Genomic DNA, 26,971 nt, shown 5'->3' on the forward strand with positions numbered 1-26,971 from the left:
GCGATCGATTCCGCCTCTCATCCGCCCGCCACCACTGAGAGTGGGGCTGGCGGCTCATCGAAAAATCCAGGAGACAGACCATGATCGTCACAGCTGTAACCAATGAAGTGTTTCCCGACGCCTCGGCGGATTCGCTGCCCAAGATCTTCAAGCGCGCCGCCGATGCAGGGATCAATCACTTTGAGCTGCGCCTCGTCGAGAGCCGCCGCTTCCCAGCGTACGATGCTGAATCCTGGGAGCGTCTCAAGAGCCTGGGCAAAGACTATGGCATAACCTACACCGCCGCTTCGCCTGGTCTCTTCAAGGCGGGTCTCGATAGCGATCTGATGGTGCTGCACACCAAATACCTGCTTCCGATGAGCCTTGAACTGGCCGAAACGGTCGGCGTCAACACCATGATCGTCTTCGCGCCCACTCGTTCGGCTGTGGCCCAGGACGGCGAGTTCGACCGGGTGGTCGATATTCTTGGGGCGGCCGTCGACATTGCGGCAGAGCGCGGCTTCACCGTGCAGCTCGAAAACCTGCCCGGAAGCTGGGCCGACACAAGCGATGACTGCCTTAACCTTCTCGAAGCAGTGAACCGCGAGGCATTCGGTTATGTCTGGGATACGGGCAACCTTTATGAGGCCGAGCAGGCCCATTTCCGTGCTGGCTATGACAAGCTCAAGCCCTATATCCGCAACGTCCACCTCAAGGACGGCGCGATCGAAAACGGCGAAATGATCTGGAAGCGCTACGGTGAAGGCGTAACCGACGTCAAGGGCCAGGTCGAAGCACTCAAGGCTGATGGCTATACCGGCACGCTGGTGCTCGAAGCGGCGACGAAGCCCCACCATATCGACGATTTCCCCACCTCCGTAAACCAGCTCAAGACCTGGCTCTGAGCCGAGGGTCAAGATGCGGCGCCGAGGCTACCGGGCGCCGCATGCCCATAACAACTCTTTATCACACCAATACCAAACGGTCTTAGGCGCGCGCGCGGCGCTGCACTAGGCTTTGGCCAACATCTAGGGGATATCCATGCCATTTTCCGACTATAAAAAAGCCCTTGTGACCGGCGCATCCTCTGGCATCGGCGCCGCCATCGTCGAGCGCTTTTGCCGTGAAAACATTGAGGTGCACGCACTGGCCCGCAGTGCTGGCGCGCTTGAGGAACTGGCGCAAAAGACCGGCTGCATACCGCATGCCATCGATGTGACCAACCGCGAGGCGATCGCTGCTCTTGCAAGCGAGCACGAATTCGATGTGTTGGTGAACAATGCGGGCGTCGACCGCCCTAAGAAGTTCCTCAATGCCGATCCCGAAGACATCGACCTTCTTGTGGATGTGAACCTGCGTGCAGTCATGCATATCTGCCGCCTCGTGGTGCCTGGCATGGTGGCGCGTGATCGAGGCCATGTGATCAACATCACTTCGATCGCCGGCAACTATAACTTTGGCGGCAATTCCTCTTATCACGCCACCAAAGCCGGCGTTGCCATGCTGTCCAACCAGCTAAGGATCGACACGTTCGGCAAGCGCGTGCGGGTCACCGAAATTTGCCCGGGCCGCGTTGCCACAGATATCTTCAACCATGTTCATGGCGACGATCCGAGCATCCGCGAGCGGTTTATCGAGGGCTTCGAACTGCCCTACGCTTCCGATATTGCCGATGCGATCGCTTTTGTGGTGGCAGCTCCGGTGTCGATGAATGTCGGCCATATGGAAATCACGCCCACTCTGCAGGTGATGGGTGGTCTGCAGACTGCTCGTCCCGGCGAGATTTAAGGCCGGACGAATGGCAGGCTTGATGCCGATGCATCTGCCCTGCGCATGCAGAACCCGTTGTGCCATGATGTGCCCATTGGACAGCGTGCGACCCTTCAAGGAGTTGCCGCTGCCGCTTTGGCGCGAGAAAGGCATTGGCCATGAGCAATAAAGTCGCAATCGTCACCGGCGGGGGCACTGGGGTCGGTAAGGCCATCACCCGAGCCCTGTTGGGGTCGGGTTTCAGCGTAGCAATCACGGGGCGCCGGCAGGACGTTTTGGATTCAGCCGCGGCTGAGCTGGGCGGCGACGTTTTTGTTTATTCATCCGATATCGGACAGTCCGATCAGGTCGATGCGCTGTTCAGCGCAGTGGTCGATCGTTACGGCCGGCTCGACCTTCTCGTCAACAATGCCGGCATGTCAGCGCCCGCTGTGCCCATCGATGAGCTGGACGTCGCCCTTTGGCACCAGGTTCTGGCTGCCAACCTGACGGGCGCCTTTTTGTGCACGCGGGCAGCCTTTCGACAGATGAAAGCGCAGTCTCCGCAAGGCGGACGCATCATCAACAACGGATCGATTTCGGCTACGACCCCGCGTCCTCACTCAGCGCCCTATACCGCCACCAAGCATGCGATCACCGGACTGACCAAGTCTTCGGCGCTTGACGGCCGGCCTTTCCATATCGCCTGCGGGCAGATCGATATCGGCAATGCAGGAACCGAGATGACGAGCAAGATGAGCTCGGGTGTTCTTCAGGCGAATGGCACCTTGGCAAGTGAGCCGACAATCGACAGCGCGCTGATCGGCAAGGCAGTGGCGGATATGGCTGCGCTGCCGCTTGATGCCAATGTACTGAGCATGACGATCATGGCGACCCAAATGCCTTTTGTCGGGCGCGGCTGATCGTCATCAGCGCATGCCGGACGCAAGGTTGTTATCGATAAAAGATGAGCCGGCATAGGCTTCAGGAGTATGCAATGACTGCACGACATTTCGATCTTTCCAACCGGCTTTGCCTCGTCACTGGTTCAAGCCAGGGGATTGGCCTGGCGCTGGCGAAAGGCCTTGCAGAATACGGCGCTCGCGTCGTTCTCAATGGCCGGGATCCAGACAAGCTCGCCAAGGCTGCTGCAGACTTGCGCGCAGAAAGGTGCGATGTGGAAACCGCCCCGTTCGACGTCACCAAGGCGGACGATGTGGCAGCAGGGGTCGAGAATATCGAGCGCAGCCTCGGCCCGATCGATGTATTGATCAACAATGCCGGTATGCAGTTCCGCACGCCACTCGAGGATTTTCCGGCGGAGCGGTGGGAGCAGCTGCTGGCGACCAATGTGTCGAGCGTTTTTTATACGGGCCAGGCCGTTGCCCGGCACATGATCAAGCGCGGACGGGGCAAGATCGTCAATATCGCCTCGGTCCAGGCTGAGCTCGCCCGCCCCGGTATTGCCCCCTATACTGCCACAAAGGGTGCGGTGCGTAACCTGACGCGCGGCATGTGCACCGATTGGGCCAAGCACGGCCTTCAGATCAACGCCATTGCGCCCGGATATTGCAAGACCCCGCTCAACCAGGCGCTGGTCGACAGCGAGGAGTTTTCCTCCTGGCTGGAAAAGCGTACGCCGGCAGGCCGCTGGGGCGATGTCGAAGAACTTGTCGGTGCCGCAGTTTTCCTCAGCTCCGATGCTTCGAGCTTCGTCAACGGCCACACGCTTTATGTGGATGGCGGCATCACCGTCTCGCTCTGATCATGGCCATACGTCTAATCGTTATGGGTGTCAGCGGCTGCGGCAAGTCCACGCTTGGTGAAGCGCTTGCGGCCCGTTGGAGCACTCCATTTATAGAGGGTGATGCGCTTCATGCGCCGGAAAGCGTGCGCAAGATGGCGGCTGGCATCGCGCTCGAAGATGCCGATCGCTGGCCCTGGCTCGACCGGATCGGTTCGGCGCTTCTGGGTCATGGCAAGGGTGCGGTCGCCAGTTGCTCGGCTTTGCGCCGCATCTATCGAGATCGATTGCGACAAGCCGTAGGGCCTGATCTGCAGTTCGTGATGATCGATCTGCCACGGGCGGTGCTTGAAAGGCGAATGACCGAGCGCACCGGGCACTATATGCCACCAGCCCTGCTCGATAGCCAATTGCGCACGCTGGAGCGGCCGGAGGGTGAGAACGACGTCCTCGTCCTTGATGGCAGGGAGCCTATGGACGCACTCTTGCAGACGGTCGAACAATGGCGTGCTGACACATAGCGCGACTGGCACTCAGCGATGAAAAAGCCCGGCTCCTGAAGGAAGCCGGGCTTTTTGTTTCATGGCAGCGTAGTTCAGCGGCGGAAGGCAATGATAGCTGCCGTCGCGAGAGCGGCCTTGAGTGCTTCCCCGGGGACAAAGGGGAAAAGCCCGTAGGGAAGAGCGTTCTCTGCGCCGAACAACACGGCGAGCCAGGCAATGCCAGGACCGTAGATGGCGACCATGGCCAGCAGAACCGTGCCTGCCACTGCAGGCAGCGAGCGCAGGTCCAGTCGTTCCGCAGCATAGCCCATGAGCCCTGCCGCAAGCACGAAGCCGAGCAGGTAACCGCCGGTCGGGCCAGCCAGATAGGCGAGGCCGGCGCCGCTCTGGAACACGGGCAGGCCCAGCGCACCCTCAAGAATGTATGTCAGGACCGTTAGAGCGCCGAGGCGGCTGCCATAGGCGAACCCAATGGCAAGCACGACAAAGCTCTGCATAGACAGTTTGACCGGCCAGAACGGCACTTGGATATGGGCCGAAATCGCGAGCAGGGCGGTGCCGGCCAGAACCAGCAGCGCCGATTGCAAAAGCGAGTCGGAAGAGCGCTCGGAAACGGCGCGTCTGGCGCGTGCGTTGATCATGTCATGTCTCCTCAACAATGCTACCGAAACGGCTACGCCATCTCGATCTGGACCTTCATGGCATGCTCGCGATCCGATGCCAGATAGAACGCGGCTTGGGCCTGTTCGATCGGCATGGTGTGGGTGATGAGCGGCTTTACGTCGATCAGCCCGCCCTGCATGAGCTTGACTGCCGTGGCGAACTCTTCGTGGAAGCGGAACGAGCCCTTGAGCGAAAGTTCCTTGACCGTGATTGCCTGCACCGGCAGCGTCATGTCCCCGCCCATGCCCAACTGGACCACCACGCCCTTAGGCCGCAGCGCGCTGATGCCGCTGGCGAGCGCCGCTGGGGCACCGGAGCATTCGAAATGAATATCGAAATAGCCCTTGTTGGCCGAAAATGCATCCATGGCTGATCGATCAATTCCAGTGTTGATCGTACGATCGGCACCGGCTCTTTCGGCATGCTTGAGTGTCTGGTCGGTGATGTCGGTAACGACGATTTCCGCAGCACCTGCGCGTCGGGCCGCCTGAACGGTCAAAACGCCGATCGGGCCGCTGCCGGTGATCAGCACTTTTTTGCCCAGAACCTCGCCAGCCTGACGCACGGCATGAAGGCAAACGGCGAGCGGCTCGGCAATTGCAGCTTCACCGGCCGTGAGGCCGTTGGCAACCACGCACTGGGATGCATCGGCAACGAGCTCTTCGCGGAAAGCGCCCTGAATGTGCGGAAACGGCATGGCAGAGCCGTAAAAGCGCATATTGAGGCAGTGGTTCTGCTTGCCTTCCTGACAATACTGGCAACGGCCGCAGGGGCGGGATGGGCTGACAGCAACGAGATCGCCGATGGCGAGGTTTTCAACGCCTTCACCAAGCTTGGTGATCCGGCCCGCGACCTCATGGCCGAGAACCATTGGTTCGCGCAGCCGCACGGCGCCGAAGCCGCCATGGTTGAAGTAGTGCAGGTCCGAGCCACAGATGCCGCCGCGTTCGATCCGCACCAGTACCTGACCGGGGCCCAGATCTTCAACGGTCTGTTCTTCGATCCGCAGATCCTTGGCGGAGTGAATGACGAGAGATCGCATGGGCTGGCTCACAAAACCGGGGTTGGCAGGGGGCGGCCATCGAAATGGGCCGCAAGATTGTCGAGAACCAGCGCGCCCATGGCACGGCGGGTCTCTTCGGTGGCTGAGGCCTGATGCGGTTGCAGGAGGACGTTTTCGAGCTTGGTGAAGCGCGGATTGAGCTTCGGCTCGCCTTCGAAAACGTCCAATGCCGCCCAGCCGAGTTTGCCGGCTTCCAGAGCGTCGAGCAGGGCGTTCTCGTCGATATTGGAGGCACGGGAAACGTTGATTAGCGATCCCTTGGGCCCAAGCGCCTCGATGACGCTCTGGTTGACGACGTGCCGCGTGGCCGGGCCACCGGTCAGGGTAACGAACAGGAAGTCGCTGCGTTCGGCGAGCGCCTGTGCATTGTCGACAAAGGTCCAATCCCCGGCAAACTCACGCGGGGCAACATCGCAATAGGCGATGTCCATGTCGAAGCCGGCTAAGCGCCGAGCGACCTCGTAACCGATCCGCCCGAGGCCGAGAACGCCAGCCTTCTTGCCGAAGACGCGACGCTGAAGCGGCAGGTTGCCCTTGGCTGCCCAATCGCCAGAGCGCACCCAGGCATCGCCTGTGACCACAGCGCGCGACTGCGCTAACATCATGGCAATGGCAAGGTCGGCAACATCCTTGGTCAAAACGTCGGGCGTGTTGGTCACACGGATGCCGCGCGCCTTGGCGGTTTCAAGATCGACCGCATCATAGCCAACGCCATAGACGGAGATCACTTCCAGATTTGGCAAAGCCTCGATCAGCGCGCGATTGGCGCCAAGCTCGCCACGGGTCGCGATTCCGCGGATGGCGGGTGCGTGCTGGGCGATAAAGGCCTGCTTGTCATCCGCTTCGAAATAGCGATGCAGAGTGAACTTGGCCTCGAGGGCCTCGACGTCCCAGGCGGGATAGGCGCCCATCTGGAGGATTTCGGGTTTCGACATGACAACAGCCTGCGCGATATATGTTATCGATAACTAGATGCTCCGGGACCCGCTGTACGGCACTCCCTCCGTCATATCGATACCAGCTTGTGCGGGGGACAGGTTCTGGCCCCGATGCGATGTGGCGATAGCAAAAGTCTATGATAGCGCCGGTTCAGGTGATCCGGCGATCCACCGGCGATACGTTGCTTCCAGAAAGGACAGGCGGCAGGTCAAAGAAGGCGATGACGCGCTCTTCCCCCTCCGCACCTGAGTTGGAGTAGCCAAGAAGAACGTGGCGTCTTCTGCGCAGGCCGAACAGGCTAGCGGCGGCTCTGGCGCGGGATGGCGCGCACGCCTCTTTCCTGGTGGTCGGCAGCAAATTTGTGCGCCAGCTCACCTAAGAGGTCGCTGACCACCTGAGCTGGTTCGGAAAGCGGCAATTGATCCGAGGTGCAGATCGACACCTTGACCTGCATGGAGGGTTTGGTGATCCTGCAGACGGCAACCTCGTCGTGTCCGGCAAGGATGGCGTTGGCAGAGGACCAGGGCAGGATGGTGGCACCCAGACCGGCCCAGATGGCCCGTGCGATCGTTGGGACCGACTCGATCTCGGCAATGACATTGGTTTCGACGCCGACCCGTCGAAAAGTCAGGTCGACAAGTTGGCGAACGGTATGGATGCGCGTTGCAAGCACGAGGTCGAGTCGCGCCACGTCTTCTACCGAAATCTCGCCTTCGGCCAGCGCCGTTTCGGTGAGCAGGGTGCGGGGTGCAACCAGAAACAAGTCTTCGGTGAGGATCGGCTCGAAATCGACGCCGCGGATTTCGCCGGGATCGTAGATGAAGGCCACGTCCATCTTGCCGGTCATGATCATCTCACTGATCACGCCGCCGATATTCTCGTTGATCTGCAGCACGATGCCGGGAAAGCGCTCGCGCACGGCCTGGAGAAGAGGCAGGGCAAGACTGGTCGCCGTACTCAGGGGGGCAAGGCCCACCGAGACCCGTCCGGAAATCGTCGAACCGGTGCTCTCGATATCGGTTTCGGCCTGCTCGAGCTGACGCAGCATAACCTGGGCGTGCTTGTAGAGCATGCGCCCCGCTTCCGTGGGCGCGACACCACGCTTGGAGCGGACCAGTAGCTGCTTGCCGAAATGGGTTTCGAGCGCCACGATCTGCTGACTAAGGGCCGGTTGGGCAATGTGAAGGATTGCGGCGGCGCGCGTCAAACTGCCGATGTCGATGATCTTGACGAACGCGTGCAGACGTCTCGTATCCATCGCAACTCTCCTCCGGTTTGTGCCTGATGGGTGAGCCCATAGTCCATTTTGCCAATAGTATGCGATGGTTCGCATAAAACATAACAATTCCCGATCACGTCAGATGCAGGTGTTCTTTGCTGCTGTTCCTCACCGGGCTGTAGCGTAACCAAACCTTCATAAATTCCGCCGGCGAACAAAAGCCCGGTGGGCAGAAGGCGAGATTGTCTCCTGGAGGAGCCGCAGAGGGAAACTGGCGGCCTCCAGGAATTTCAAGGGAAAGGACCTCTTATGTCTTTCAATCGGGCTTACGCGGTTGCCGCGCTGGCAGGACTTGCCATGGCAGCAAGCAGCGTCGTCGCGCATGCGCAGACAACGTTCAACCTGGCGGACGTGCTGCCGGAATCGAACTTCATGGTCACCAATGTGATGAAGTTTGCCGATGAAGTGAAGGCTGCCACAGATGGCGAAGTCAACATCTCGGTCAAGGCCGGCGGTTCGCTCGGCTTCAAGGGCCCGGACCAGCTGACCGCCGTGCGTGATGGTCTGGTCGAGATGGCCGACATCAATATCAGCCAGCAGGTGGGCGTAAACCCGCTCTTCGGCGTTGAAGGCGTGCCGTTCCTTGTCAGCTCCATGGAAGAGCTCAAGGCCTATCACGAATTCGTCCGCCCCGTGTTCGAGGAACTGGCAGCGCAGAACAACCAGAAGATCCTCTACATGGTGCCCTCGCCGGCCCAGTACGTCTATCTCAACGTCGAGGTCGACGACATCGAGGACTTCCGCGGCATTCCGGTTCGCGGTGCCGACAAGAATACCGTTGATATCGTGTCGGCTCTCGGGATGTCGGGCGTTGCCATGCCGTGGGGCGAACTGATCCCCGCTCTGGCCTCCGGTCGCGTCAAGGGTGTCGCCACCTCGGCCACTTCCGGCGTCGATGGCAAATTCTGGGAATTCATGAACTATATCTACCCCACTAATCATACCTGGGGTTCCAACATGGTGACGGTCAATCTCGATGCCTGGAACCGCCTGTCGCCGGAAAATCAGGCTGCCATCGAGGAAGTCGCTGCCCGTCTTGAGCCTGAGTTCTGGGAAGTCTCGCGCCAGGGCGACCTCGACAGCATCGCCACCATGACCGAGCACGGCATGACCCTTATGACCATCCCCGATGATCTGCGTGCTGCCATGGTGGACCGCGCCCAGCAATTGCAGGCCGAGTTCGTCTCGCGCGTTCCTGCTGCCGGCGAGATCGTCGACCAGTACAAGGCATCCCGGTAATGCAGAACCTGTCGTCATCCCGTGACGACGCCCAGGTGAACAACCCGTTGGCGGTGCTTTATGGGCTCGCCGACGGAATCGCCTTGGTCGCCGCCTTTCTCGCGGCGGCCTGTATCTTGGCGTTGACTGGGCTCATCCTCACGGAAATCACCGTAGCATTCTTTGCCCGGTTCGTGCCTTCCATGCCGTCCGGTATTCATATCGGCTGGGAATACAGTGCCTATCTGATGGGTGGTGCCTTCATGCTGGGTGCCGGTATGACGCTGCGCGCCGGTCAGCAAATCCGCGTTGAACTGCTGCTGCGCGCCGGCGCACGTAAATATGCGCGTGTTTGCGAGATCGCGTCGTGCTTTGTGGGCACAGCAACTACCGTCTTCCTGGCCATCACCATGAGTCAGCTGACCATGCGCATGTTTGCTTCAGGCGAAGCCTCGCAAGACAGTTTCACACCGTTGTGGATGCCGCAGGCGGCCTTGACGGTGGGCGCCATCATTCTGGCGATCCAGATGGTTTTGCGACTGCTGGCAAGCCTTATGGATGCACCTGTCGAGCACCCTGAACTGGGCGCCGCAACACAGATCGAGGGCTGACATGGGCGCAGTTTTTGGTGGCCTGTTTGGCCTTCTTTTCGCATTTCTTTCGGTTGGGACCTGGATCGGCATCGCTCTGCTCGCGTCCGCGATCGGGCTTGGTTATCTGTTCACGACCATTCCCATCGATCGCCTGATCCCCCAATATGTCTTCAACGTGTTGACCACGCCGGATCTCGTGGCATTGCCGCTGTTCGTGCTCATGGGCGAGTTCTTGTTCCGCACCAAGCTGTCGGCAGCCCTGTTCTCGGGCCTTGCGCCGTGGGCGGGCCTCCTGCCGGGGCGGCTGCTGCACGTCAATGTCATCGGCTGCTCGATTTTCGCGGCGATCTCGGGTTCCTCGGCCGCCACCACGCAGGTCGTCGGACGCATGACGCTCAAGGAATTGCTCAAGCGCGGCTATTCGGACGAAGTTGCGATCGGCAGTCTGGCCGGTGCAGGCACGCTGGGCTTCTTGATCCCACCCTCGACGGTTATGATCATGTATGGCGTTCTGGCTGAGGAATCGGTGCTGCGCCTCTTCACTGCCGGTTTCATCCCGGGCGTGCTCTTGGCTCTCGTCTTCAGCGGCTGGATCATGATCCACACCTCGCTGCGCAAGGATATGGTGCCCGAAAGCGAACGCGCCCTGCGCCACATGCCGTTCCGCAAGCGCCTTTCAGCGCTTAAGGATCTTTGGCCGGCCATGTTCCTGATCCTGTGCGTGCTGGGGTCCATGTATGGCGGTCTCGCCACTCCGTCCGAGGCTGCAGCGCTCGGTGTTGTCGGTGCCTTCATCGTTTCGCTGAGCCAAGGCGCGCTCGACCTGCGGACGCTCCGCGACATCGCGCTGGGTGCGGTTCAGACCTGTTCGGTCATGGGTATCATCATCCTGGGCGCTTCGGTGCTGGGCAATGTCACTGCAATCCTGGGCATTCCCGAAGCAGTTGCGGGCACGGTTCAGAGCTGGAATCTTTCTCCGATCATGCTCATCCTGGCTTTGATGCTGCTTTACCTGATCCTGGGTACCGCGCTCGAGGGTTTCTCGATGATCGCGACAACTCTGCCGGTCGTTTTGCCGATCGTCGAGGCTGCCGGGTTCGATAAAGTGTGGTTTGGTATCTTCATCGTGCTGGTGGTGGAAATGGCGCAGATCACGCCCCCGGTCGCCTTCAACTTCGCGGTGATCCAGAACATTACCGGCCGCAGTACGGGCTTTGTGGCGCGCGTGACGATGCCCTATCTGCTGATCATGATGGCGTTCACCATCTTGCTCGCGGTGTTTCCGGGGATTGTTCACTTCCTGCCGAACCTGCTCTTGGGCTAGACGGCGACAGAGGCGGAGAAAGCAAAGGGCGGCCAGACGGCCGCCCTTTTCTTTGCCTTGATGAAAGGGAGCGCCGGTAAACCGGCGCTACCAGCTTACTCGTCGGTGGTCAGGCCCTTGGCGGCAAGGACACCTGCAAGGTTGGAGACCTCGATCACGCTCTTGCCGGCCTTGTAGGCGGCGATATAGCCGGCTTCGGCATCTTCGCGTTCCTGGCTCTTCTGGACCGCATAGGCAGCGTGCTCGCGGCGAACCACGACCAGACCATCTGCGTCGCCGCGGATGATGTCGCCGGGATAGATGATCTCGTCACCGACCACGACCGGGTCGTTGACGTTGCCGATGGTTTCCTTGACCGTACCCTTGATGCAGGTGCTGAGGGAAAAGACCGGGAAGCCGAGCTTGATCAACTCGGCGGTGTCGCGCACGCCGGTGTCCGTGACGAGACCGGCAATGCCCTTGGCAAGGCAGGCATTTGCCAGAACGTCGCCAAAGGAACCTGCTTCCTCGTATTCGCCAGCCGAAACGACGATCACATCGCCAGGCTTGGCATAGGAAATTGCCACCTGAAGCATGATGTTGTCGCGCGGTGCGCACTTGACGGTGAAGGCGGTACCGCAAAGCGACATCGAGCGGTCGACAGGCTTGAGGCGCGAACTGAGGGCGCCCAGGCGGCCCTGCGCTTCGTGAATGGTTGCAGTGCCGAACTTTGCCAGTGCAGCAACATGAGCGGCATCGGCCCGCTCGATCTTGGTTTTGACGTGAACCATCTGAAGTTCCTTACTTGAGGGCCGCGCAAGCGGCGGCGATGCGACGACAGGCTTCTTCGACCAGATCGGTCGACGTGGCCGTCGAGATGCGGAAGTGGGGAGAAAGGCCGTAGGCGGCCCCATGAATGGCGGCAACGCCGCTGTCGAGCAGATAGAGGACGAAATCGAGATCGTTCTCGATGGTCTTGCCCTCGGGGGTCACCTTGCCGATCACGCCGCTGCAATTGGGATAGAGATAGAAGGCGCCGCTCGGCGTCGAGCAGGACAATTCGGGAATGGCGTTGATCGATGCAACGGCAAAGTCGCGGCGCTGCTTATAAACCTTGACGCAATCGGTGATGAACGACTGGTCGCCTTCCATGGCCGCGGCGGCGGCCGCTTGGCTCATCGAGGCAGGGCAGGAGGACATCTGGGACTGCAGCTTGTTGATGGCGCCGATCAGCGGAGCCGGGCCCACACCGTAGCCGATGCGCCAGCCGGTCATTGCATAGCTCTTGGACACGCCGTTGACCACGAAGATGCGGTCCGCCAGATGCGGCGCGACCTTGACGATGCTCGACAGCGGCCGGTCTTCGAACCAGATCTCGTCGTAGATCTCGTCGGTCATTACCCACACATGGGGATGGCGGTCGAGCACATCGGCAAGCGCCTTGAGTTCGCTGTCGGAGTAAGCCGCGCCTGTTGGGTTCGACGGTGCATTCAGGATCAGCCAGCGCGTCTTGGGCGTGATGGCCGCTTCGAGCGCTTCGGCCGAAAGCTTGAAGCCATCGCTTTCCGGGCAGCTGACGATGACGGGCTTGCCCTCGTTGGCAAGCACCATGTCGGGATAGGAGACCCAATAAGGCGCGGGGATGATGACTTCGGCATCGTTGTCGACCGAGGCCATCAGGGCGACAAAAATGATCTGCTTGGCGCCGCCGCCGACCGAAATCTGATCGTCGCCATAGGTGATGCCGGTGCGCTGAGCCATGCGATTGCGAATGGCCTTGCGCAGGGCAGGGGTGCCGTTGACCGGGGTATACTTGGTGTCGCCGGCCTCGATGGCGGCAATGCCGACTGCCTTGACGCTGTCGGGCGTATCGAAGTCCGGCTCGCCAACGGTCATGTCGACGATGTCCTTGCCGGCGGCCTTCAGTTCCTTGGCGCGCGCGGCAGCCGCCACGCTGGGGGATGGCTTGATGCGCGTTACGCGCGCAGCCGGTTGAAAGTTGCTCATAGCTGATCCTGACAGGGGCCCGATGCCCCGGAATGCAGCGGCTCGGCCGCTCCGCGGACCAGCATAAAGATGCGGCAAATGCGCTGCTAAAACCGCTTCGTTCTGGTGCGATAAGGAACGGCGATGATTAAACCCATCGCGCAATGATCTGACCCCATCGCTTAGTCAGCATGTTAGCAAATCACTATCGCGGCATGACTTCGCCGCTCCCCTGTCCAGAGCAGAACGACCACAATGGACCTAGCGCGACTAAAGGAAATTCTAGACTGGATGGCTCGCTCGCCGGTCGCCGAACTTGAAATTTCTGACGGCGATTTCGAGGTTCATCTGAAAAAGGCCGCTTCCGGCCAGGCGGTGGCTGCCATGCCTCCGGCGCCTTCCAAGGCGAAGAAGGGCTACGATGTGGTTGCGGCCAGTTTTGGCGTCATTCACCTTAGTCCAGCTCCTGGTGCAGACCCTTTCGTTGCCCTGGGCCAGGCCGTTACCGCGGGACAGTCGCTTTGTACCATCGAGGCCATGAAGGTCTTCAGCCCCATCGAGGCGGATCGTGCCGGTACGCTTGCTGCGATCCTCGTCGAGGACGGGGCCGAGGTCTCTGCGGGTCAAACCCTCTTTCGCATAGAATAGCCCATGTTCGACAAGCTGCTTATTGCTAATCGCGGCGAGATTGCCCTCCGCATACAGAAGGCGGCACGAGGCCTCGGTATCAAGACCGTTTGCGTCTATTCCCAGGCCGATGCCGAAGCGCCTTACCTCGAAACGGCGGATGAAACGATCTGCATCGGGCCGGGCGCGGCGCGCAACAGTTACCTCAACGCCGACGCCATCGTGCTGGCAGCGCTCCAGACTGGAGCCGGGGCGATTCATCCGGGCTACGGGTTCTTGTCCGAGAATGCACGCTTTGCCGATGTTATTGCGGATGCGGGCCTCGTCTTTGTCGGACCTAGCGCCGACTGCATCCGCACCATGGGTGACAAGGTCGAGGCCAAGCGGGCCATGATTGCGGCCGGTGTGCCCTGCGTGCCGGGGCCCGACAGCGCTCTGCCGCAGGATGTGACTGCAATCGCCGCGATCGCCGATGAGATCGGCTATCCGGTCATTCTCAAGGCGGCCGGTGGCGGCGGTGGGCGCGGCATGCGTGTCGTGCGCAGCCGGGAGCACATCGCCGAGGCGGTGGCACTGACGCGCGAAGAAGCGCAGCGCTTCTTCAACAATCCCGAAATCTATATTGAGAAGTTCCTCGAAAATCCGCGGCACGTGGAGATTCAGGTGATCTGCGACAGCCATGGCAATGCGCTGTGGCTCGGCGATCGCGATTGCTCCATGCAGCGCCGCCACCAGAAGGTGATCGAAGAGGCGCCTGCGCCGGGTATCGACCGCGCGCTCATTGCTGAAGTCGGAGAACGTTGCGCCAATGCCTGCCGCCAGATCGGCTATGTCGGTGCAGGCACCTTTGAGTTCCTTTTCGAAGACGGTCAGTTCTACTTCATCGAAATGAACACGCGCGTGCAGGTTGAGCATCCCGTAACCGAACTGGTGACCGGGCTCGATATCGTGACCATGCAGCTTCAGGCGGCGCGTGGAGAGGCGTTCACGGTGCAGCAAGGGGATGTGGAAACACGCGGCCACGCCATCGAGTGCCGCATCAATGCAGAGGACCCGTTCACGTTCAGCCCATCGCCGGGAACGATCACCGAGGTAGTTGCACCCAACGGGGAGGGCATCCGGCTCGATACTCATATCCGCGCAGGTTACACCATTCCAAGCCAATACGACTCCATGGTCGCCAAGCTCATCGTGCATGGGGCGGATCGGGCAGATGCGCTCCAGCGCATGCGTAAAGCGCTTTCCGATTTCCGGATCGGCGGCATCACCACCAATATCCCGCTTCAGGCGGAACTGATGAACGAGCCCGGCTTCGCCAAAGGCGGCATAAATATCCATCATCTTGAGCACTGGCTCGCCGAAAGGGCGGCGTCATGAACGCTATGGCTCCCACCGACCAAACCAAGCCCCGCTTCAGTCCTCTTGGCACGACGGGCATGATCTTCGAGGCGCCCGGCGCCTTCGATATAGAACATCAGCAGCGCATCTGGGCCATGGCGGATGCGGTCGGAACCTGGGACGGGGTTCGCGAAGCCGTGCCCGGCATGACCAATCTCACCGTGCTTTTTGCCACGCCGCCGCGCGATATCGATACGTTCGGAGAGCGGATTATTGCGCTCTGGAATAGCGGGATTTCCAAGGCGGTAACCGGCAAGACCCTCGACTTGCCTATCGTTTATGGCGGCGAAGGCGGGCCGCACCTGGCAGACGTGTCGTCCCTCACGGGCCTTTCGGTCGAGGAAGTGGTCGGGATCCATTCTGCCCCCACTTACACCGTTTACGCCGTGGGCAGCCATGCCGGATATTGTTATCTCGGCGGTCTCGACCCTCGCCTTTTTGTTCCACGCCGTGCCGTGCCGCTTCTGTCCATTCCAGGTGGTTCGCTATCGATTGCGGGCGCCCAAACCGGGGTTTCTGCATCGGCGGGCCCAAGTGGTTGGCACACGATCGGGTCGGCGGACATTTCCTTTTTCGATCCGACAAGGCAGCCGCCATCGCTGTTGAGGCCGGGCGACTCCATCCGCTTCCATCCTGAAAAGGTGCTGTCATGATGGAAATCCTGAGCAGTTCGGCTCTCGCCACCATCCAGGATGCAGGCCGGCACAGCTATTATCGCGACGGGGTATCCCGTTCCGGGGTGATGGACGGCGTTGCCCTTGCCCTTGGCAATGCGTTGCTGGGGAACGATGCGGACGCAGCAGCGGTTGAAATCCCCATGCTGCCATTTTCCGTCCGGTTCGATCAGGACCTCGACATCGCCGTCACGGGCGCGGATTGCAGTGCGCGCCTCGATGATCGGGCCTTACCACCCAATTGGGCGATCACGGCCAAGGCCGGTGAGACATTGACCCTAGGGGCGCCGCGCTCCGGCTGCCGGGCCTATCTGTGTGTCGCGGGTGGCTTCGATGTGCCGGCGGTACTCGGGTCACGCAGCACGCAATTGCGCGAGCAGTTCGGCGGGCTGGAAGGGCGCATGCTACAAAAAGGCGACCGGCTGAACGGCCGTCGCGCCGAGACGCTTCTTCCCGCAGGTGGTATTGGGGTCAACCTTGTTCCGCTTCGGCCGACCGTCGGCGACGTGGCCGAGGTCAGGGTCATTCCCGCAGCCGAATACGGTCTCTTTGTCCCTGAAGCCCACCAGGCGCTCTGGTCGGCGGAATGGGATGTGACTCCGCAAAGCAATCGCGCTGGCTATCGTCTTGCGGGCCCCGAACTGCGCCTCCAAGCGCCGGTGGAACTACGCTCGCACGGGATCGTGCCTGGAGTCATTCAGGTGCCGCCGGGCGGCGCGCCGATCATCCAGCTTGCCGATGCGGCAACCATGGGCGGCTATCCCAAGATCGGCGCCGTAATCGAGGCAGATCTTTGGCGTCTTGCGCAAGCCCGCCCCGGCGCCAAACTGCGCTTCCGGCAGGTCAGCTTCGCGGAGGCGCTGGACGCGCTGGGCGAACTCGATGCGTTCCTTTCCCAAGTGCGCAGCACGACGGCCCGTGTCCGCAATGCTGCTCAAGGATGGACCAGATGATCACCATTGCCGATCTTGATCGTGCCCTTAGCCTGATGCAGGAGCATGGCCTTGAGACACTGCGCGTCCGCGAAGGCGAGGCGCTGCTGTCCCTGACGCTTTCGGGAAGCGAAACGGCGCCACTCGCGCCGCGGAGCGAAGCGACGGTCACCACGAAGGGCCTCGGCCGTTTGCTGCTGACGCATCCGCAGCACTCCGATCCCCTTGTTCAGCCTGGTGATGCCGTTGCAGCCGGAGCCACGGTAGGTTTCCTCGAAAACGGCTCCGTCCTTCTTCCCGTCGTCGCGGGCAAGGCGGGCACAGTAGGCACCATCCTTGCGAGTGAAGGCGCCTTGCTCGGCTATGGCGCGCCTGTCTTGACCATTCTTGTTGAGGCCTGATTTCCATGAAGATCGATATCAATTCGGATCTGGGCGAAGCTTTCGGGCCCTATGTGATCGCCGATGACGAAGCTCTGATGGGCGTGATCACCTCCGCCAATGTCGCTTGTGGCTATCATGCAGGTGATCCGGTGGTCATGGATCGTACCATTCGAATCGCCCAGGAGCACGGCGTCGATCTGGGCGCTCATGTGGGCTATCCTGACCGCATGGGCTTTGGCCGTCGTCACATGCAGATGGATCTGGCCGAACTTGAAAAGCACGTCCTCTACCAATTGGGCGCGCTTGACGGGCTCGCCCGGCCTGTCGGTCACCGGATCACGCACATGAATCCCCATGGCGCACTGGGAAATCTGGCCTGTGCAGACCGGAAGGTGGCGGAAGCTCTTGTGCGTGCGACAGCCGATTTCGATCCTGAAATTGCGCTTCTGGTTCTCAGCGGCACGGAGCTCGAAGCGGCCGCAAAGGACGCGGGAACGCCTACGGTCAATCTGTTTCTTGCCGATCGTGCCTACACCATCAATGGACAACTCGCCCCGCGATCTCTGCCGGGCGCGGTGATCAAGAGCGAAGCCGATGTTTATGCGCGGGTCACGAGATTGCTCAATGAGGGAACCGTGTTGACCATCGATGGGCAGGTCCTCCATGTCGAGGTGCAGTCCATCCTTGTTCATTCCGACACGCCGCATTCCCTTGCCGTCGCTCACGGCATCAAGGCGGCAATCGCGGCTGCCGGAGGGGAAGTGGCGGCCCTGTCGCGGCAGCTCGGCGCAAAAGCGGGCTGATCTCTCCCCGGGCTTTGTCTCTGCTAGTCTTTTGTTAAGGGTTTGCCAGAGCCCGAAACTGGGATGACAACCATTGCCCTTTTGTGGCGTTCTGTCTCGAGGATGGGAGACAGGAGGCGGGCTTGCTGAGGATACCGGTTGCGTTTGCGATAGTGGCTTGTTCGGCGCTGAGCCTTCAAGCCGCCGAGGTCCGCCTGAAGCTGTCGGGCACGGCATTTGAAGGCGGACCGGCATTCGAGGCGACGCTTGGCGGCGTGGTCATTGCCTCCGGAACCATCGATGAACCGGTTCCGGAAGGGCAGGATTTCACATTCGAGGTACCCGACGATCTGCTGTCCGGATCGGGCGATCTCACCCTGCGCCTCACCAACGATTATTTCGCTGGCGAAGGAGAGGATCGCAGCCTCACCGTTCTTGGCGCAAATATCGGCGGGACTGAATTGACGCCGGACGATTTCCTGCTTGTCGAAAACGATGCGCCCATCGAGCGAGACCGGTCCAGCGGTGTTTTGATCTGGACTGGCAACGAGATCGCTGTTGCTCCAGCCCCGCAAGGTGGGTGGTTGGGCGGAGGCGCCGTGCCTCGCGTGGAGGCTCAAAACCCGGAGTGTTCGGCCTATGCCGAGGTGGTAGGCATCAAGAGCGGCAGCGTCGCGCTGGGGCTCGCAGGCGAGACCCTTCAACATGTTGTGGATGCGGCGCGTTCCGGCGCGTGCTCGGTGACACTGACCGGTTATGCCGACAAGAGCGGCTCCGAACTCGCCAATCTGCGTTTGACAGCGGCGCGTGCCAGCGCCGTGCTCGACGCGCTAATCCTGGCCGGCGCACGTTTTCCGAGCGCCAATATCGTTTCGACCACTGGGACGGATGAATTCGGCCCGCTTGCCGCCGACAACCGGCGTGTGACGGTGCAGCTTTGGAGCCCGGCGGTGTCCCAATCCGCGGGCCAGCCGGATGCAATTGCCTCTGGTGATGACGACGCCGTTGCACAGATCGCGCGCGATGCCCGCGAGGCCAATCTGGCGCATCTGCTGGTGCTCGGCTGGCGCGCCACCGGTGAGCTCTACGTCCGCTCCAGCAACACCGATCCCAAGGAAGTGCTGTGGTTGCTCGAACAGGCCAAGGCTCGGCTTATTGCTGGGGAACCTGTGCCCGGCGCGGAACAGTAGCAGCCCATGACGAGCAAACCACGGACGCGCTTTGAGGCGCAAAAGCCTTGGACTCCCTTGCCATATTCGCCGCTTCACGAGGCGCTGTGGCAGTTTCTGAGCACAGCATGCCTGATTTTCGGCGCCTGGTATCTTGCCTGGCGCTGGCTGTTCTCGATCAACATGGATGCACTCTGGTTCGCCATCCCGCTTGTGGTGGCAGAAACCGGTGCTTTCATCGGTCTTGTGCTTTTCACCATCAATCTGTGGTCTGCGCGTTCACCTGATCGTGGCCCTCCGCCGGCGACCACGCGTGATTGCGCCGAGGATGTGGAGGAGCCCGACCGGCCATTAACGGTCGATGTGTTCTTTGCCACCTATAGCGAAGATCCCGAACTTGTCCGCCAGGGTTTGCAGGCCGCAAAGGCCTTGCGCTATCCTCATCCGATCACCGTTGCCGTGCATGTGCTCGACGACGGCAAGCGCCCGGCCATGGCCGCAGTCGCCGCCGAGGAAGGCGTCAACTATATCACGCGCGAGGATAATCTCGGTTTCAAGGCAGGCAATCTGCGCAATGCCATGACCGAAACATCGGGCGATTTCATCCTGATCTGCGATGCGGACATGGTGCCGTTTCCCAGTTTCCTTGAAGAAACGCTGGGCTATTTCCGCGACCCCAAGGTTGCCTGGGTGCAGACGCCTCAATGGTTCTACGACGTGCCGCCCGGCATTCCGTTACCGGCGCAGTTGCAGCGCCGTCTGGGACGTTTCGGTGGTTGGCTCGGGCGGTCGGTCGAGCGCGTCATCGGGCCGGTGCAGCTTGGCGAGGATCCGTTCGCCAACGACCCGCAGCTGTTTTTCGACGTGATCCTGCGCCGCCGCAACTGGGCCAATGCCAGCTTCTGTTGTGGTGCCGGATCGATCCATCGGCGCGAAGCGGTGATGGAAGCGGCTCTACGCCAGTGGTCCAACGCCATCGAGGCGGCAGCGGGACGCGATGAAGCTGCAGCGAAGCGGCTGACGGGGGAAAAGGCGATCTCCGATTCCGTCAAAAGCGCGATGCTCTGGCAAGGCGCGCTGGAGCAGGAGTTCCAGCCCTATAAATTCCACGTCTCGGAAGACATTTACACGTCCATCGCCCTACATGAAGACCGCGAACGCGGATGGAAATCTGTGCTTCACCCGGTCGTTCAGGCGCGCATGCTGTCGCCGAACGACCTGTTGAGCTGGACCGTGCAGCGCTTCAAATATGCAGGGGGCACGCTCGACATCTTCGTCAATGACAGCCCGCTTTTTCGCAAGGGGCTGACACTGCAGCAGAAGCTGATGTATGCGGCGACCTTCTATTCCTATCTCTCACCGATCTGGAACGTGATGTTTCTGCTCGCTCCGATCATTTTTTTGTTCAGCGGTATTGCGCCCCTGGCCGGATATTCGCTGGAGTTCTTCCTCCACATCACCCCGTTCCTGATCCTGAACGAATTATCCAAGCTGGTGGCAGCCTGGGGCAATTCCAACAGCAAAGGGCGCGCCTGGTTTCTCGCAACTTTCCCACTCGGTCTTCAGGCACTCTGGGCCGTTGTGCGTCGCAAGAAAATTTCTTTTCCGGTGACGCCGAAGGACCGGCAGGTGGGCACCTATGGCCGGCTGGTGCGCTGGCAGACCGCGATTGCCCTGCTCACGGTTGTCGGGCTCGTCTGGGGCTGGGTTGCCTATGCTTTGGGCGTGCCGGGATATGGCCTTGGAGCGATGTTGGCCAATACGCTTTGGGGCGCGAGCAATGCCATCTCCATGTTGCCGATCATCCGCGCAGCCTTTTGGCAGCCGGATGAGGAATTCGAGGCGGAAATCGTTTCGGGCAAGATGCGCAGGGCGGATCTGAACCAGGAGGAGATGGCCTCATGAGCTTTCGCGAAGGACTGTTGCAGGCGCGCGGGCAGATCGCCTTCACCGCAGCCCTGATCGTGTCGACCGCTGCGATCATCTATCTTGAAGGAATCGACACGACGGCCCGCATTCGGGAGCAGGTCGTTGCCGATATCGCTGTTACCGGATCGGCTGGCCAGCCGGACGTGCGGTCCCGGTCTGCGCTGGAAGCGGCCGTGGATAGTGGCCGCACGGTCTACGAGGCCAATCCCCAGGTTCCGTTCGCGCAAGCGGCCGCCCTCAATGCAGCGGTGCTCGGCGTTTCCCAGGGCATCGGAGTAGTCGCAGAGCACCATCGCCTTGTCGACGAGATCATCGGAACGCTCGAAACCAGTGGTGCGGACGCGGCCATTCATCCCGCGCTCGGGCTCGTCGCTGCGGCTATGCCACAGTTTGAAACGCGGATTTCGCCTTTACTCGCTTCCAATTAGCTTGGTCAGGCGTAGCCGATTGCTGCCTTGCTCGCTTGAATAGCTGACCTCGTCCATGGTCATCTGGATCAGCGAAAGACCCATGCCGCCCTCGGGCAGATCCTCGGTGCTGGACGGACCGGCATGGCCATAGAGCGGAGCGCCAAGCGCGTCCGGCGGCATGGGAGGGGCCTGATCGACGATATCGATCACGACCCTGTCCTGGCGTAGCCCCACCGAGACTTCGACAGCGGAGCCTTTCTGGCCGGCATAGCCGTGCTTTATGACATTGTTGATGGCTTCGACGACGCCGATCTCCACATCGTTGAGGGCATCTTCACCTAAGCTGTCCGAACACAAAGCCCGCACGGCCTTGGCCACGAGTTCGACGCTGCCGAGATCACTATCGATCTTGAGGCTGAGGTTCGGGCTCATGATCGAAATCAGGCCAGCATGTTTTCGACAGCCGCTTCGGGCGTGTCGTGGATCGAGAAAACGCGGTCCATGCGCGTCAGGGTGAAAAGCCGGCGCACGGCGCTATTGGCGCCTGCTATCGCCAGATTGCCTGAGGGCCCCAGGCGCTTGAGGCAGGACACGATGACGCCAAGGCCGGAGCTGTCGATGAAGTCCACCTTGCGCAGATCGAGCACCAGGCGGTGAACGCCGCCTTCTGTCAGGGCGGCAACCTCGGTCTTGAAGGCAGGCGCCTTGCTGGCATCGAGCCGGCGTTCGGTGACCTGGACAACCAGAACGTCGTTGATCGTTTCAGTGGATAGCATGGTTGCTCCGAGAGTTGGTGCGTTCCACAACCAGAACGCTCACATCGTCCGTCAGTTCGCTGCGCCCGCGCCAGTTGCGCAAGGACTTCTGGAGCGCAGTCAAGAGGTCAGCGGTCGAGCCGCCGGAATGTTCGGCAATCAGATCGAGGAGACGCGCTTCAGAATAGAGATCGCCGGCCGGATTTTCTGTCTCAATCACCCCATCCGAATAGATCAGCAGGCGATCTCCTGCGCGGAAGGCGAATTCAAGGGTCTCATAACGGGCCTGCGGCAGCATGCCGACCGGAAAGCCGCTGCCGCCTATATACTGCACCTGTCCATCCGAGCGGATCAGCACCGGGCTTGGATGGCCGGCCTGCACCATGCGGGCAACCGGAGCGGTGGGATCGATCTCGCCGAGAATCGTGGTGAAATAAGGCAGGTCTTCGGGCCAGTCGCGATTGACCTCAGCCACAATATCTTCAAGCCGATCTTCGCGTCGCCGGGTCAGGATGGCTTGGGAAAGGGTGTGCTGGCCCGCCACCGAAACAAGAGCTGCGGCAGCCCCGTGGCCGGCGACGTCAATCTGGAAAAAACCAACGCTGCCATCAGGTTGAGCGATCACATTGTAGGTGTCGCCGGCAACCAGGCTCGAGGGGGAATACAGCCCCGTGTGGCTGATGCCGCCGACCGTATCGGGCGCGGGCAGCATGGCGAGCTGGATGGTCGCTGCGGCTTCGAGATCGTGACGAAGCTGACCATAGGTCGCCTTGAGGTCCTCGTGCACACGGTGCAATTCCTGCTGGGTCCTTTGCCGGGCTATGGCATTGGCCTTGAAGGTGCGAAGCGCATTGGTCATGACGCCCACTTCATCGCTGCGCGTGGCGCGGGGAACCGGTGTGGAAAGGTCGTTGTCGGCGAGGCGGACCATGGCCTGACTGATCCGGCCGATAGGGGCGATGACACGACGGCGGATGACGAGCAGGATCAGGACGGCCGCAAGAACTCCGCAAAGGGTTGCCAGCCCTACAATAAATCCGGATCGCTGGGCGTTGGCGACAAGAGAGTCGAGCCTGCTGCGCGAGCTGACGATCAGCTGTTCCTGAAGGTCTCCCAGTTCCTGGAGCCTCTGATCCGATGTCTCTTCCCAGGCCACCATCATCACATCCATGGTCAGATTGGGCGCGGCGTTGACGAGGGTGAGCTGGAGCGGATTGTAGGTGCGCAGGTGGTTCTCGTGCGCTTTTTGCACTGCTGCGAGTATCGAGGGGGGCAGTGCGGTGTCGAGTTCATAGCCGATCAGCTGCCAGGCGAGGTCGATTTCACCAATAGTGCGCTGGAGCGTGGTGGCGAGGTCGGTACGAGCCCGGCCTTCGCTCGCCAGCAGCGCGACTCCGATAGCCTCGTTGTAAGCTATTGATTCATGTAGGATATCGACAAAGGCGCGGATATTCGCCTCGGCCGCGAGGACCGCATCGCTGGGGCGATTGTCGTTGAGGAGGTCGAGGCGGGCAGATTGAAGCTGATCGATGAGGCGGGTGGCTTCGGTCAGCCAGGCATTGGCTTCCCGGCGCCGGAGGTTGCCATTGCCTTGGGCGCTGATGCGGTCGATCTGGGCGCGGAGAGCGGCAAGTTCGCCTTGGGCTTCGGCGAGAATATCGGCGCTCTGGCGGGCGCGCGGCATCAGGGCTTCGCCCTCGGCAAGGGCCATGCGCGCACCGGCCAGCGCCGCGTCCGCGTCGCGCCGGAGTCTGCCGGTGTTTTCGGTGATTTCTGCATGATGATAAGCAGTTAGCTGCAGAAAGGTCTTGGTGCGCTCACGCGCCAAGGCGGTGCTGGCGACCAGCAATTCCTGGCGTACATTGTTGGAAGCCTGCAGGCGCTGGGCAGTATCGAGCCTTGCAAGTTCGTCGCGCAGAAATAGCACGGCAACCAGGACGAGAGTGAAACCCAGGCCGATCGTCAGCACCAAAATCAAGTCGCGTATCTTCATTGCCAGCCTGAATCAGGGAGCCATGGATCGGCATGTTAACCTAATTCAACCCGTGCGAAGGTGATGCGTCCAGCCCGGTTCAAGTGACAGTTTGGTTAGCATTTGGTTAGCATGTAGGCGCTCGAAACGCGTTTTCGCTAACGTGAGGCCGGCACCCTGACAAAATCAGGGTGCCGGCGCGATTCAGACGAGCAGAATGCTGTCGTAGGACTGGTTGGCCGCTTCGTTAGACATGGCGAAGCTGGCGGCGATCTCGCTGCGCGAAATGCCGGAGATGAGTTCGCCCGCCCAATAGTCGAGGCCGCTCGTGTCGGCTTCGCGCCCGAGCACCTGAGTATAAAGCATGCCGAGATAGTCGCGGTCGGCGAGGACAGCGTGGCCGAGGGCAAACTCGGTGCTGGCGGCAAAGGACGAGGCAATCTCGCCGGCATCGATGCCGTCGTCGAGGGCGCCGAACCAATAGGCAAGACCATCGAAGTCGGCGGCGCGACCAAGAAGAGTCTCGTAGAAGCTGGCGACCCGGGCCTCGAAGGCATTGGCCGCAGCAACCAGAATATCCGCACCCTGGGCGAAGCTGAAATATTGCACATTGCTGGCAATTACGGCGCCGCCCTGATCGGCAGGCGACAGGGTCACGGTGCCATCGCTGACGGCGATCTCGTAATCCGCCCGGTTCTGGGAGAGGAGCACGCGGTCGACGCCTGCGCCGCCATCGACGGTGCCCTGGCCGAGCAGTTCGATCGTGTCATTGCCACGGCCGGTGAAGACGGAGCCGCCAGCGGCAGAGAGCGTGATCAGGTCATTACCGTCGCCGCTGAAGACACGGTTGACGTCGGTATCGGCGCCGATGGTGAGATCGGTGCCGGCAATGGTGCCCTGGCGCTGGGCGAGGTCGAGCACGATGCCGGTGCTGACCGCGGCAAAGTTCAGGCTATGGGTGCCGTTGGCATTGCTGATGTGCTGGCGGGCGGGATCAAGTTCGGCGATGGTCGCGTAATCGTTGGTGAAGATATAGGTGGTGTCTTCGCCCGCTTCGGCTCCGTAAGCGCGCAGGGCGAGGTGATCGATGCTGCCGACATTTCCGATGTGGGCATCCTCGACGACGACGGTCCAGACCCCGCCGCTGTCTTCGCCCCAGAACTCGTTGCTCGACAAGGTGTGGGCGATCTTGGCCGGGTCCGCTTCGATCCCTTCCCGTTCGATCAGGGCGTGCATCACTTCGGTGGCGCGTCCGTCGAATAGACGGGCGAGCAGGGTCGAAGACATGCCCGAAGGCGAAATCAGGCTGACGATCAGGTCACCGACTTCCTCGTGATTAAGACCGAAGTCGAGTTCCACAGTTTCGATGCTGACGCCAGCTTCAAGGGTGAACTGGAACTCGATCACATCACCATCGGGAATGGCGGTACTGACCACCATCGGCTCGGCCTTGACCATGGCCTCGTTGGCGAAAGTGCTCTGCTTGTGCCAGGTCTCGGCAAGGCGTACAGCCGCAGTGGCATCGACCATGCCGAAGCCGTAATTGTAGTTGCTGAGCAGCCCGCCGCCGTTGTGGTTGATCGCGCCGTTGAATGACCATGCCGGTTCATCCTGATCGTTCCAGCGTGCGGAATAGGCCAAGATCTCCTTGACGTCGCGGTAGCCCAGGAGCGGATTGGCTTCGAGCATCAGTGCGACGACGCCGGAAACCACGGGGGCGGCAAAGGAGGTGCCGGAATCAACGGCAAAGTCTTCACCCGGATTATAGCCGCGATCGCCCTGGATATCGGTAGAGGCCACAGCGGTGCCAGGAGCCGACACAAGAACGGATGCTCCGGGCGTGGTGTAGCCGAGATCGTCAAGGCCGTCGCTATAGGTGCCGTCGTGATCGAGTGCGCCAACCGTGATGGTGAAACGCGAATTCTGCAAGCTGTCGGTGTTGGTATCGGCAATGCCCAACTCGCCTGACCAGACAAAGCCCAGCTCCTCGAAGACCCTGTTACGTGCGTAGCTGTTGCCGGCGGCGAAAACGATGTTGAGCCCGAGCCCATCGCGACCAGTGCTGACGGCATGCTCGACGGATTCGCCCAAGGCCGGATTGAGCCGGAACGTGAGGCTGAAGGGCAGTATGGCGCCCCAGCTGTTGTTCATCACATCGAAGCCCGCATCGGCCGCGCGGGCAAAGGACGTGTGGGCTTGCGCGCCGTTGAAATCGGCATAGGAAGTGAATTTGGATTCGAAGGCGACGCCGCGGATGCCGGTGCCCTGAGCGGTGCCGGCGATCAGGCCGGAAACGAAAGTGCCATGCGGATCGAACACGTCCTGGGTCAGATAAGAGCCGTCCGGCACCTCACTGCCGAAATCATAGCCAAATTCACTCAGGTAATTGCCCACGAGATCCGGATGGGTGGTGTCCACACCGCTGTCCAGAACGGCAACCCTGATCCCTTCGCCACGGTAGTCTTCCCAAACCGGGAGTACGTTGATGTCGATACCCGGTGTGCCGCCGGTCTGACCGATATTGTTGAGGTGCCATTGGTCCGGCCGGAGCGTATCCGCCAGAGATTTTCTTGCCATCTTCTTGTCCTGTCCCAAACCACTTGCCGTGGTGTTTTTGCCTGCCGCTTTACTTATCTTCGAGCAGTGACAGTACTATAATGCTACATGGTTACTAAATTGGCGAGAGGTATCGCCGTTCACTAACAATAATGGAAAGTCGAGGGTGTTGGCGCAGTGGTGAGGGCGCACCATATGCCGGACGCGGAGCACAGGCATCTTGTCTGTCGCGGAGGCACCATTGCGTCACTTCATCGGGCCTGTGGGTTCTGGACCGGGCGCAAGAGTTCAGAAGTTGCTTGATGGACTAGGGTCTTGTCGTTTCGCTTACGGTGTTGTTGGGGCCGGCATGCCTGCAAAGGTTT

Annotated in this window: 27 protein-coding genes; 17 read left to right on the top strand and 10 right to left on the bottom strand. The window is 60.9% G+C overall.

Going from position 1 to position 26,971, the window contains the following annotated elements; all coding sequences use genetic code 11:
- Positions 1–80: 80 nt before the first annotated feature.
- The 5 genes from BM364_RS01835 (at position 81) to BM364_RS01855 (ending at position 3,993) form a co-directional block, all read left to right on the top strand.
- The gene (locus BM364_RS01835; protein WP_092420136.1) at positions 81–884 is read left to right on the top strand and encodes a sugar phosphate isomerase/epimerase family protein; all 804 of its coding nucleotides are present in this window, start codon (positions 81–83) and stop codon (positions 882–884) included.
- A 136-nt stretch (positions 885–1,020) separates the two neighbouring features.
- Complete coding sequence (locus BM364_RS01840; protein WP_092420139.1) at positions 1,021–1,767, top strand: SDR family oxidoreductase; 747 nt, start codon at positions 1,021–1,023, stop codon at positions 1,765–1,767.
- A gap of 140 nt (positions 1,768–1,907) precedes the next feature.
- Positions 1,908–2,651 (top strand): SDR family oxidoreductase, encoded by a 744-nt coding sequence (locus tag BM364_RS01845; RefSeq protein WP_092420142.1) that lies wholly within the window; start codon positions 1,908–1,910, stop codon positions 2,649–2,651.
- A gap of 74 nt (positions 2,652–2,725) precedes the next feature.
- A complete protein-coding gene (locus BM364_RS01850) occupies positions 2,726–3,493 on the top strand; it encodes an SDR family oxidoreductase (RefSeq protein ID WP_092420145.1) in 768 nt (255 codons plus the stop codon).
- Between the two features lie 2 nt (positions 3,494–3,495).
- On the top strand, positions 3,496–3,993 hold the full coding sequence (locus tag BM364_RS01855) for a gluconokinase (RefSeq protein WP_092420148.1): 498 nt from the start codon (positions 3,496–3,498) through the stop codon (positions 3,991–3,993).
- Between the two features lie 74 nt (positions 3,994–4,067).
- Here the strand turns inward: BM364_RS01855 and BM364_RS01860 are convergent, their stop codons facing one another.
- The 4 genes from BM364_RS01860 to nac form a co-directional block, all read right to left on the bottom strand.
- Positions 4,068–4,616, bottom strand: coding sequence for a biotin transporter BioY (locus BM364_RS01860; RefSeq protein ID WP_092420151.1), 549 nt, complete (start codon positions 4,614–4,616; stop codon positions 4,068–4,070).
- Positions 4,617–4,648: 32 nt separating this feature from the next.
- The gene (locus BM364_RS01865; protein WP_092423751.1) at positions 4,649–5,680 is read right to left on the bottom strand and encodes an L-idonate 5-dehydrogenase; all 1,032 of its coding nucleotides are present in this window, start codon (positions 5,678–5,680) and stop codon (positions 4,649–4,651) included.
- Positions 5,681–5,688: 8 nt separating this feature from the next.
- Positions 5,689–6,636 carry a 2-hydroxyacid dehydrogenase gene (locus tag BM364_RS01870; RefSeq protein WP_092420154.1) on the bottom strand — a complete coding sequence of 316 codons (948 nt, stop codon included), beginning with the start codon at positions 6,634–6,636 and terminating at the stop codon, positions 5,689–5,691.
- A 302-nt stretch (positions 6,637–6,938) separates the two neighbouring features.
- Complete coding sequence (gene nac, locus BM364_RS01875; RefSeq protein ID WP_092420157.1) at positions 6,939–7,898, bottom strand: nitrogen assimilation transcriptional regulator NAC; 960 nt, start codon at positions 7,896–7,898, stop codon at positions 6,939–6,941.
- A gap of 270 nt (positions 7,899–8,168) precedes the next feature.
- Here nac and BM364_RS01880 point away from each other — a divergent pair, with 270 nt between their 5' ends.
- The 3 genes from BM364_RS01880 to BM364_RS01890 are packed head-to-tail and all read left to right on the top strand — an operon-like array spanning position 8,169 to position 11,054.
- A complete protein-coding gene (locus tag BM364_RS01880) occupies positions 8,169–9,158 on the top strand; it encodes a TRAP transporter substrate-binding protein (protein ID WP_092420160.1) in 990 nt (329 codons plus the stop codon).
- Entirely contained in the window at positions 9,158–9,748 is a 591-nt protein-coding gene (locus BM364_RS01885; protein WP_244542740.1) for a TRAP transporter small permease subunit, read from the top strand. The genes BM364_RS01880 and BM364_RS01885 overlap by 1 nt, the downstream gene beginning before the upstream one ends.
- A gap of 1 nt (position 9,749) precedes the next feature.
- Positions 9,750–11,054 (top strand): TRAP transporter large permease, encoded by a 1,305-nt coding sequence (locus BM364_RS01890; RefSeq protein WP_092420163.1) that lies wholly within the window; start codon positions 9,750–9,752, stop codon positions 11,052–11,054.
- 95 nt (positions 11,055–11,149) lie between these two features.
- Here BM364_RS01890 and BM364_RS01895 read toward each other — a convergent pair whose 3' ends face one another.
- Both BM364_RS01895 and BM364_RS01900 read right to left on the bottom strand, forming a co-directional pair.
- Positions 11,150–11,824 carry a 4-carboxy-4-hydroxy-2-oxoadipate aldolase/oxaloacetate decarboxylase gene (locus tag BM364_RS01895; protein ID WP_092420166.1) on the bottom strand — a complete coding sequence of 225 codons (675 nt, stop codon included), beginning with the start codon at positions 11,822–11,824 and terminating at the stop codon, positions 11,150–11,152.
- 10 nt (positions 11,825–11,834) lie between these two features.
- Positions 11,835–13,040, bottom strand: a complete 1,206-nt coding sequence (locus BM364_RS01900) for an aspartate transaminase (protein ID WP_092420169.1) — start codon at positions 13,038–13,040, stop codon at positions 11,835–11,837.
- A 270-nt stretch (positions 13,041–13,310) separates the two neighbouring features.
- On the opposite strand from BM364_RS01900, the gene BM364_RS01905 reads away from it, so the two are divergent.
- The 9 genes from BM364_RS01905 (at position 13,311) to BM364_RS01945 (ending at position 21,341) form a co-directional block, all read left to right on the top strand.
- On the top strand, positions 13,311–13,667 hold the full coding sequence (locus tag BM364_RS01905; RefSeq protein ID WP_175528420.1) for an acetyl-CoA carboxylase biotin carboxyl carrier protein: 357 nt from the start codon (positions 13,311–13,313) through the stop codon (positions 13,665–13,667).
- A gap of 3 nt (positions 13,668–13,670) precedes the next feature.
- Positions 13,671–15,023, top strand: a complete 1,353-nt coding sequence (gene accC / locus BM364_RS01910; protein WP_092420175.1) for an acetyl-CoA carboxylase biotin carboxylase subunit — start codon at positions 13,671–13,673, stop codon at positions 15,021–15,023.
- Positions 15,020–15,697: a 5-oxoprolinase subunit PxpB gene (gene pxpB, locus BM364_RS01915; RefSeq protein WP_244542741.1), complete on the top strand. Its 678-nt coding sequence runs from the start codon at positions 15,020–15,022 to the stop codon at positions 15,695–15,697. Before accC ends, pxpB begins: the two co-directional genes overlap by 4 nt.
- Positions 15,694–16,671 (top strand): 5-oxoprolinase subunit C family protein, encoded by a 978-nt coding sequence (locus BM364_RS01920; protein ID WP_092420178.1) that lies wholly within the window; start codon positions 15,694–15,696, stop codon positions 16,669–16,671. Before pxpB ends, BM364_RS01920 begins: the two co-directional genes overlap by 4 nt.
- Positions 16,668–17,051 (top strand): acyl-CoA carboxylase biotin carboxyl carrier protein subunit, encoded by a 384-nt coding sequence (locus tag BM364_RS01925; RefSeq protein WP_175528421.1) that lies wholly within the window; start codon positions 16,668–16,670, stop codon positions 17,049–17,051. Before BM364_RS01920 ends, BM364_RS01925 begins: the two co-directional genes overlap by 4 nt.
- Before the next feature lie 5 nt (positions 17,052–17,056).
- Positions 17,057–17,836, top strand: a complete 780-nt coding sequence (locus BM364_RS01930) for a LamB/YcsF family protein (RefSeq protein ID WP_092420184.1) — start codon at positions 17,057–17,059, stop codon at positions 17,834–17,836.
- Positions 17,837–17,958: 122 nt separating this feature from the next.
- A complete protein-coding gene (locus BM364_RS01935; protein WP_175528422.1) occupies positions 17,959–19,005 on the top strand; it encodes an OmpA family protein in 1,047 nt (348 codons plus the stop codon).
- Between the two features lie 57 nt (positions 19,006–19,062).
- Positions 19,063–20,889 carry a glycosyltransferase gene (locus tag BM364_RS01940; protein ID WP_210186372.1) on the top strand — a complete coding sequence of 609 codons (1,827 nt, stop codon included), beginning with the start codon at positions 19,063–19,065 and terminating at the stop codon, positions 20,887–20,889.
- On the top strand, positions 20,886–21,341 hold the full coding sequence (locus BM364_RS01945; RefSeq protein ID WP_092420193.1) for a hypothetical protein: 456 nt from the start codon (positions 20,886–20,888) through the stop codon (positions 21,339–21,341). Before BM364_RS01940 ends, BM364_RS01945 begins: the two co-directional genes overlap by 4 nt.
- Here BM364_RS01945 and BM364_RS01950 read toward each other — a convergent pair.
- The 4 genes from BM364_RS01950 to BM364_RS01965 all read right to left on the bottom strand — a co-directional run bounded on the left by BM364_RS01950 (position 21,324) and on the right by BM364_RS01965 (position 26,627).
- Complete coding sequence (locus BM364_RS01950; RefSeq protein ID WP_092420196.1) at positions 21,324–21,755, bottom strand: ATP-binding protein; 432 nt, start codon at positions 21,753–21,755, stop codon at positions 21,324–21,326. The two genes, BM364_RS01945 and BM364_RS01950, sit on opposite strands and share 18 nt — an antisense overlap.
- A gap of 8 nt (positions 21,756–21,763) precedes the next feature.
- Positions 21,764–22,099, bottom strand: a complete 336-nt coding sequence (locus BM364_RS01955; RefSeq protein ID WP_092420199.1) for an STAS domain-containing protein — start codon at positions 22,097–22,099, stop codon at positions 21,764–21,766.
- Positions 22,086–24,071, bottom strand: a complete 1,986-nt coding sequence (locus tag BM364_RS01960; protein WP_092420202.1) for a PP2C family protein-serine/threonine phosphatase — start codon at positions 24,069–24,071, stop codon at positions 22,086–22,088. Before BM364_RS01960 ends, BM364_RS01955 begins: the two co-directional genes overlap by 14 nt.
- Before the next feature lie 183 nt (positions 24,072–24,254).
- Positions 24,255–26,627: a S8 family serine peptidase gene (locus tag BM364_RS01965; protein ID WP_092420205.1), complete on the bottom strand. Its 2,373-nt coding sequence runs from the start codon at positions 26,625–26,627 to the stop codon at positions 24,255–24,257.
- Between the last annotated feature and the right edge of the window lie 344 nt (positions 26,628–26,971).

Origin of the sequence: Devosia crocina (assembly GCF_900116545.1) — a bacterium.
GTDB classification, from domain to species: Bacteria; Pseudomonadota; Alphaproteobacteria; order Rhizobiales; family Devosiaceae; genus Devosia; species Devosia crocina.

What these genes read in the sequence shown, in the direction of transcription:
- BM364_RS01835 (WP_092420136.1), top strand. Translation starts at nt 81, where the DNA reads ATGATCGTCACAGCTGTAACCAATGAAGTGTTTCCCGACGCCTCGGCG.
- BM364_RS01840 (WP_092420139.1), top strand. Translation starts at nt 1,021, where the DNA reads ATGCCATTTTCCGACTATAAAAAAGCCCTTGTGACCGGCGCATCCTCT.
- BM364_RS01845 (WP_092420142.1), top strand. Translation starts at nt 1,908, where the DNA reads ATGAGCAATAAAGTCGCAATCGTCACCGGCGGGGGCACTGGGGTCGGT.
- BM364_RS01850 (WP_092420145.1), top strand. Translation starts at nt 2,726, where the DNA reads ATGACTGCACGACATTTCGATCTTTCCAACCGGCTTTGCCTCGTCACT.
- BM364_RS01855 (WP_092420148.1), top strand. Translation starts at nt 3,496, where the DNA reads ATGGCCATACGTCTAATCGTTATGGGTGTCAGCGGCTGCGGCAAGTCC.
- BM364_RS01860 (WP_092420151.1), bottom strand. Translation starts at nt 4,616, where the DNA reads ATGATCAACGCACGCGCCAGACGCGCCGTTTCCGAGCGCTCTTCCGAC.
- BM364_RS01865 (WP_092423751.1), bottom strand. Translation starts at nt 5,680, where the DNA reads ATGCGATCTCTCGTCATTCACTCCGCCAAGGATCTGCGGATCGAAGAA.
- BM364_RS01870 (WP_092420154.1), bottom strand. Translation starts at nt 6,636, where the DNA reads ATGTCGAAACCCGAAATCCTCCAGATGGGCGCCTATCCCGCCTGGGAC.
- nac (WP_092420157.1), bottom strand. Translation starts at nt 7,898, where the DNA reads ATGGATACGAGACGTCTGCACGCGTTCGTCAAGATCATCGACATCGGC.
- BM364_RS01880 (WP_092420160.1), top strand. Translation starts at nt 8,169, where the DNA reads ATGTCTTTCAATCGGGCTTACGCGGTTGCCGCGCTGGCAGGACTTGCC.
- BM364_RS01885 (WP_244542740.1), top strand. Translation starts at nt 9,158, where the DNA reads ATGCAGAACCTGTCGTCATCCCGTGACGACGCCCAGGTGAACAACCCG.
- BM364_RS01890 (WP_092420163.1), top strand. Translation starts at nt 9,750, where the DNA reads ATGGGCGCAGTTTTTGGTGGCCTGTTTGGCCTTCTTTTCGCATTTCTT.
- BM364_RS01895 (WP_092420166.1), bottom strand. Translation starts at nt 11,824, where the DNA reads ATGGTTCACGTCAAAACCAAGATCGAGCGGGCCGATGCCGCTCATGTT.
- BM364_RS01900 (WP_092420169.1), bottom strand. Translation starts at nt 13,040, where the DNA reads ATGAGCAACTTTCAACCGGCTGCGCGCGTAACGCGCATCAAGCCATCC.
- BM364_RS01905 (WP_175528420.1), top strand. Translation starts at nt 13,311, where the DNA reads ATGGCTCGCTCGCCGGTCGCCGAACTTGAAATTTCTGACGGCGATTTC.
- accC (WP_092420175.1), top strand. Translation starts at nt 13,671, where the DNA reads ATGTTCGACAAGCTGCTTATTGCTAATCGCGGCGAGATTGCCCTCCGC.
- pxpB (WP_244542741.1), top strand. Translation starts at nt 15,020, where the DNA reads ATGAACGCTATGGCTCCCACCGACCAAACCAAGCCCCGCTTCAGTCCT.
- BM364_RS01920 (WP_092420178.1), top strand. Translation starts at nt 15,694, where the DNA reads ATGATGGAAATCCTGAGCAGTTCGGCTCTCGCCACCATCCAGGATGCA.
- BM364_RS01925 (WP_175528421.1), top strand. Translation starts at nt 16,668, where the DNA reads ATGATCACCATTGCCGATCTTGATCGTGCCCTTAGCCTGATGCAGGAG.
- BM364_RS01930 (WP_092420184.1), top strand. Translation starts at nt 17,057, where the DNA reads ATGAAGATCGATATCAATTCGGATCTGGGCGAAGCTTTCGGGCCCTAT.
- BM364_RS01945 (WP_092420193.1), top strand. Translation starts at nt 20,886, where the DNA reads ATGAGCTTTCGCGAAGGACTGTTGCAGGCGCGCGGGCAGATCGCCTTC.
- BM364_RS01950 (WP_092420196.1), bottom strand. Translation starts at nt 21,755, where the DNA reads ATGAGCCCGAACCTCAGCCTCAAGATCGATAGTGATCTCGGCAGCGTC.
- BM364_RS01955 (WP_092420199.1), bottom strand. Translation starts at nt 22,099, where the DNA reads ATGCTATCCACTGAAACGATCAACGACGTTCTGGTTGTCCAGGTCACC.
- BM364_RS01960 (WP_092420202.1), bottom strand. Translation starts at nt 24,071, where the DNA reads ATGAAGATACGCGACTTGATTTTGGTGCTGACGATCGGCCTGGGTTTC.
- BM364_RS01965 (WP_092420205.1), bottom strand. Translation starts at nt 26,627, where the DNA reads ATGGCAAGAAAATCTCTGGCGGATACGCTCCGGCCGGACCAATGGCAC.